This is a genomic window from Stenotrophomonas sp. STEN038 (assembly GCF_056759895.1).
Genome location: NZ_JBRRDW010000105.1, coordinates 1 through 4,909, shown reverse-complemented (window position 1 = coordinate 4,909; position 4,909 = coordinate 1). Strand labels below are relative to the sequence as shown.

The following is a 4,909-nucleotide window of genomic DNA, read 5'->3' as shown; positions in this document are numbered from 1 at the left end:
CGCGAGACTTCACAATGACGAAGCGAAAGCAACGGGTTTCCGTGGCGCGTGGTACATGCTCACGCTCACCTACCGAGACGGATGCAATAGCGGCCCTCGTGACATTAGCGATCTTCTGCGAGCGATGCGGGGCCACTTCAATGTCACTCGATCCCGCGCCAAACGGTTTGCGGGTCAAGTTTTCCGTTACCTCTGGGTGGGAGAACTCACCCAGCGCGGCATCCCCCATTACCACGTCTTGATTTGGGTTCCGCAGGGGATGTACTTCGGCAAGATCGATCAGCGTGGTTGGTGGCCGCATGGTTGCACCAACATGCAGAAGGCTCGCAACGCAGTTGGCTATCTCGCCAAGTACGCAAGCAAATTCACCAGCCTTGTTGCTGGCTACTTTCCCAAGGGTTTCCGTACGCATGGCTGCGGTGGCCTGAATCAAGAATCCAAGCGCGAACTGCGCTACTGGAAAGCACCCGTTTCAGCACGCGAGATCCTCGGCGCTGCTGCCGACATTCGCAAAGCGCTTGGCGGGTGGTTCGACAAACTCACCGGTGAATTCTGGCCCTCACCGTGGCGAGTAACCATTTTTGGCGGCCGGACAATCGCTTGGAAGGTGATAGAGCTATGAAGATTCAAATTCTTTCGGACAAGGTGCTGGTTAAGAAGATCCCGGCACGTGGTGAGCGTGCTGCTATGGAGTTCAATGAGCAGAACGCTGCAATCATTGATCCGAATGGCGGTTTCCCCAAGCCGTTCAAGTTGTCCTTGCAGGCCGGTGAGCATCCGTATCGCCCAGGCTTTTACACGTTCGATCCGTCCAGCTTCGTCACCGACGAATACGAGCGTTTGAAGATCGGCCGCGATCTCAAGCTCGTTCCGTTTGTTCCTGACGCACCGACCAAGTAACCCCACAAGCGTGCCGTCCGTCGTTTGCGGCGGGCGGCTCGCAAAGCGAGCAAGCCATGGAAGAAGAAACCATCCTCGTTCTGCACTGCAAAGCGTCTGACTATGACGCCTCAACAGGCGTGTGTGCGTATCCATTCTATGGCCCCGCGTCGAGCTTTCCGCCACCGCTCGGCGTTGAAGATTCATTGCTCATAAGTGCTGCCATAGGCGGTGCATGGGCAGTGGGTTACATGATCCGGCAAGCACGCCGGGCATCAGGTGGTTAATTCAATCCATCCAATCAAAGAGGTGTTTTATGAAGCGTCGTTTCCACAACCTGCCGGCCCGCGCAAAGCAGATCGCAACCGGTGCCACCGCGTTCGCCATGACTGCCATGGTCAGCGCTCCCGCCTTTGCTGGCGAACTCTCCGAAGCCGTCACCACGAACATTGATAAGGGCGAGTTGACCCTGATCGGCGTGGCGGTGCTGGCCTTGGCTGGTGTCATCGCGCTGATCAAGGGCGGCAAGCGCGCTGCTGGTTAATCCGCAGCACGGTGGGGCAGGGCAGGGAAACCTGCCCTTTCCTTTTGTAGCAAACACGAACAGAGGTGCAGGTAATGAACTACGTCGGATATTTCGTAATGCTCGGCATGCTGGGTGGCCTGTGGCTTGCCCTCGACTCATGATTTCTCGCATCTTCGCCAATGTCCTGGCACGTCGTGTTGCAGCGCTTGTCGTTGTCGGCGTGCTGGCATGTTTTGGGATTGACCCTGCGTTCGCAGTCACGTTTGGATCTCAGGGCGAGGCGTTGTCTCAGTGCAGATCCGACCTTGCGCAGGCCAAGATAGATGCCGCAGCAAAAGGTACCTACGTTGCTCCGTCCTTCGTCTGCAGCATGATCACCACCGAAGTTTTCCAAGGGCAGAACGTCGGTGTGTATCGCTGCGAACTGTCAGAAACGTTCAATGGCAATCTTTATCGCTGCCGCAAAGACACTGAACGCTATTACCGGTATCCGCTTGCCAATACTTGCCAGAAGCAAGATCCATATACCGGTCAAGGTCCTTGGTCGACACTTGATGGCAATGCACGCAATGGCAGTCTTGGTTGTAGGCAGGGCTGCGATGGATTCTGGAATTCCAATGCCGATGGATCCATGACGTTTACGCCTACTGGCGGTGTATGCCCAGAGAATGAAAAAAACAACTGCGCGCAGATGGTCGGCTATCACTGGAATGCGATTCTCTCTGTTTGCGAGCCGAACGATGTCGAGTGCAAGGATGGCGAGATCAAGAAGGGCGGCAAGTGCGTTGAAGCTTGCCCCGCTGGCATGCAGATTGATGTTGATGGCACATGCATAGCAAAGAAGGGTGAGTGTCCTCCCGGCAGTGTCTTGGCCCCTTCCGGACAGTGCTTGCCGGGTGACGGGCAGTGCGCAGTTGGTGAGGCGCGAGGTAAGGACGGCACCTGTAAGCGAGATGCAGACGGCGACGGCAAGCCTGATGCTGGTGAAGAAGAAGGCACTACGGATGAGACGTTCTCAGGTGGTGACAGCTGCAATGCGCCTCCCGCTTGCAGCGGCTCTCCGATCATGTGCGGACAGGCTCGAATTCAGTGGCGCATTGACTGCAATACACGCAAAAACCGGAATGTTGCGGGCGGTGCTTGCTCGACCCCACCAGCGTGCACCGGGGAGAAATGCGACGCGGTTGAAGTGACCAGTTTGCACATGCAATGGCGTAGTGCTTGCGCCGCCGAGAAGCTATTGGCAAAGACCAATGGTGAAGGTGACGGTGGTCAGCCCGAATGGACCAAAGTAGGTGGCATGAACCAAAACCCCGGTGCAGGGGAGCAGGCGTCCGATAAACCCAAGCTCAACGATAAGGACGTCAATACCGATGACCTTGATCAATCCGGTTTCGGTGGCGGCAGTTGCATAGGTTTTGCCGGTGGTGGCGGTAGCGGGATTAGCTCCGGATTTCTGCAGACCATGGCGTCGCCTCCGGCGTTCTGGTGCACCTTCATCGCCATCTTGAAAGGTGCTTTCGTGCTTATCGGCGCCATTGCATCAGTCATCATTATTGCTAAGGGAGCTTGATTCATGCCCATGATTATTGGCGCGCTGGTGAGCATGCTCATTGGCGCATTGCGCGAGTACCTTCCCGGAATTGTCGGGCGTATTCTTCTGGCGTTCGGCATCGGCCTGTTCTCCCATACCGTTGCTATGCCTGCGCTTAAATCCTTTGTTCAATCAAAGATGGGAGCGCTTGGTGGTGTGGGCGCTGCCTACTTTGATGCCACGGGGCTGGGCATCATGATCACAATGATTTTGTCTGCTATCACTGCTGCGAAGGCGCAGAAGGTGATTCTAGGCAAGTTGACTGGGGGTGCCTGATGGGACTCTATCTCGTCACTGGTCAGCCAGGACACGGAAAGACTGCTTATGCGGTGGACAAGGCGTTTCAGTTCAAGAAGGAAGGCCGCTCTATCTATGTCCACGGCGTTAAGGATTTCGATTACGACAAGGCTGGAATGAAGTACTTGGAAGATCCGCTCAAATGGCAGGATCTGCCCGACGGATCTGTCGTGCTGCTCGATGAGTGCTACACCGTTTTTCCAAACCGTAATCCGGGTGCCAAGGTTCCTGATCATGTCGAAGCCATGGCGCGGCATCGGCATCGCGGTTTCGACTTCATTCTTATTGCTCAGCAAGGGTTGCAGCTGGATCCGTTCTTGCGCGGCCTGTATGAGGAGCATTGCCACGTTCGGCAGACCTCCATTATCAAGAGCAAGACAAAGCTCAAGCGCTGGACGCAGTATCAGAGCAATGTTCAAGGCGCTTGCAATGATGTGCTTGATTGGGTTCGTCCCAAATACGTCTTTGACTATTACACCTCGACCACCATGGTCACTACTAAGCGTCGTATTCCTATGTGGCTTGTTTGGCTGTTCGTCGGTGTCGTGTTCGTCGTGCTCGTTGTTCTCGGCATCAAATGGAACTTCTCGCGCAGGATCGCGGAGTTCGATGCTGAGAAAATCAAATCTGGTCAGGCCATAGGGGGGCAGACCGCCGCAGGAGGGACGAACGCGGCGGGCGGCCCCCCGGTACGCCAGTTCAAGACGCCCACCGACTACGCCATCGCGCACCTGCCGCGATTTGCGACGATGCCGGAAACCGCTCCCATTTTTGATGACCGTCCCCCTGTGTCGCAGCCATCGCTTTTCTGCATGTCTGCTCTCGATGGTGACGATGCCCATGGCACACGCAAGGAAGCGTCATGCACATGCCTGACAGAGCAGGGCACGAAATACGACATTTCGCAGCCCGAGTGCCGGACCATTGCGAGATACGGGCCTGTCTACAACCCGTATAAAGCCCCAAAGGCTGAAATGCCGGTTGCGCCTATAGCAGATCCAACCGCAGCGCCTGCCGGTACTGCCCAGGTATCTGGCAGCGTCATCGGTCGTGCCCAGCGCGCTCAAGGTTCGTTCCCTGAGAATGAGCCCTATAAATCTTCCAGCTACAGCACGATTCAGGCCCGTCCGGGCTTTTTGTAGGGGTGTAGGGGCTAAGCCCCTACGGATAACGCCTCACGCGCGTGCAGAGCGTTTCAGCGCCGGTAGCAATGGGACCACTGGGCAAGGTTCCGTCGATCGACGGATCTCTCCCTTGGCAAGCCGCTTTTCGTCATCGAGTAGTCGCCGGTACTCTTGGGCCAGTGCAGCTGTCAGGCTCAGCCACGCCAGATCCTCCGGCAGTAGCTCGCGGCCCTCGGGTGTGACCAATCGACCCGACTTAAACGAAAAACCGGCCCAAGGGCCGGTTAGTTTGCGGTTACGCATGTTGCAGACTCCGTGTCAAGATCCCAAGCGGCTGCACAAGCCGTGCCAGCCATTGTCCGAACAATCCGAACATAATATACATTATGCGAAATGGCTGATGGGCCGATTGAGATGGATCTGGATCTGGCTCACTTCTCACCTACCATCCCGGCCTCCTAAGGATTCGGGGGAAATTGAGGCATGAGC

The 4,909-nt window shown here is 56.3% G+C and carries 7 protein-coding genes; 6 read left to right on the top strand and 1 reads right to left on the bottom strand.

Annotated features, from left to right (window positions below; translation table 11 throughout):
* The 6 genes from ACVOLS_RS21310 to ACVOLS_RS21285 form a co-directional block, all read left to right on the top strand.
* Positions 1 to 622: rolling circle replication-associated protein (locus ACVOLS_RS21310; RefSeq protein ID WP_481547284.1), on the top strand; the 622-nt coding region annotated here is incomplete at its 5' end.
* Positions 619 to 900 (top strand): single-stranded DNA-binding protein, encoded by a 282-nt coding sequence (locus ACVOLS_RS21305; RefSeq protein WP_481547283.1) that lies wholly within the window; start codon positions 619 to 621, stop codon positions 898 to 900. The genes ACVOLS_RS21310 and ACVOLS_RS21305, both read left to right, overlap by 4 nt.
* A gap of 295 nt (positions 901 to 1,195) precedes the next feature.
* Positions 1,196 to 1,423, top strand: coding sequence for a hypothetical protein (locus tag ACVOLS_RS21300; RefSeq protein ID WP_481547282.1), 228 nt, complete (start codon positions 1,196 to 1,198; stop codon positions 1,421 to 1,423).
* A gap of 139 nt (positions 1,424 to 1,562) precedes the next feature.
* Positions 1,563 to 2,978 carry a hypothetical protein gene (locus tag ACVOLS_RS21295; RefSeq protein WP_481547281.1) on the top strand — a complete coding sequence of 472 codons (1,416 nt, stop codon included), beginning with the start codon at positions 1,563 to 1,565 and terminating at the stop codon, positions 2,976 to 2,978.
* Between the two features lie 3 nt (positions 2,979 to 2,981).
* A complete protein-coding gene (locus tag ACVOLS_RS21290; protein ID WP_481547280.1) occupies positions 2,982 to 3,275 on the top strand; it encodes a hypothetical protein in 294 nt (97 codons plus the stop codon).
* On the top strand, positions 3,275 to 4,438 hold the full coding sequence (locus ACVOLS_RS21285; RefSeq protein WP_481547279.1) for a zonular occludens toxin domain-containing protein: 1,164 nt from the start codon (positions 3,275 to 3,277) through the stop codon (positions 4,436 to 4,438). Before ACVOLS_RS21290 ends, ACVOLS_RS21285 begins: the two co-directional genes overlap by 1 nt.
* A gap of 33 nt (positions 4,439 to 4,471) precedes the next feature.
* Here the strand turns inward: ACVOLS_RS21285 and ACVOLS_RS21280 are convergent, their stop codons facing one another.
* A complete protein-coding gene (locus ACVOLS_RS21280) occupies positions 4,472 to 4,723 on the bottom strand; it encodes a DUF3653 domain-containing protein (RefSeq protein WP_481547278.1) in 252 nt (83 codons plus the stop codon).
* Between the last annotated feature and the right edge of the window lie 186 nt (positions 4,724 to 4,909).

Coding starts and splice junctions, on each gene's coding strand:
- ACVOLS_RS21305 (WP_481547283.1), top strand. CDS start 619: ATGAAGATTCAAATTCTTTCGGACAAGGTGCTGGTTAAGAAGATCCCG.
- ACVOLS_RS21300 (WP_481547282.1), top strand. CDS start 1,196: ATGAAGCGTCGTTTCCACAACCTGCCGGCCCGCGCAAAGCAGATCGCA.
- ACVOLS_RS21295 (WP_481547281.1), top strand. CDS start 1,563: ATGATTTCTCGCATCTTCGCCAATGTCCTGGCACGTCGTGTTGCAGCG.
- ACVOLS_RS21290 (WP_481547280.1), top strand. CDS start 2,982: ATGCCCATGATTATTGGCGCGCTGGTGAGCATGCTCATTGGCGCATTG.
- ACVOLS_RS21285 (WP_481547279.1), top strand. CDS start 3,275: ATGGGACTCTATCTCGTCACTGGTCAGCCAGGACACGGAAAGACTGCT.
- ACVOLS_RS21280 (WP_481547278.1), bottom strand. CDS start 4,723: ATGCGTAACCGCAAACTAACCGGCCCTTGGGCCGGTTTTTCGTTTAAG.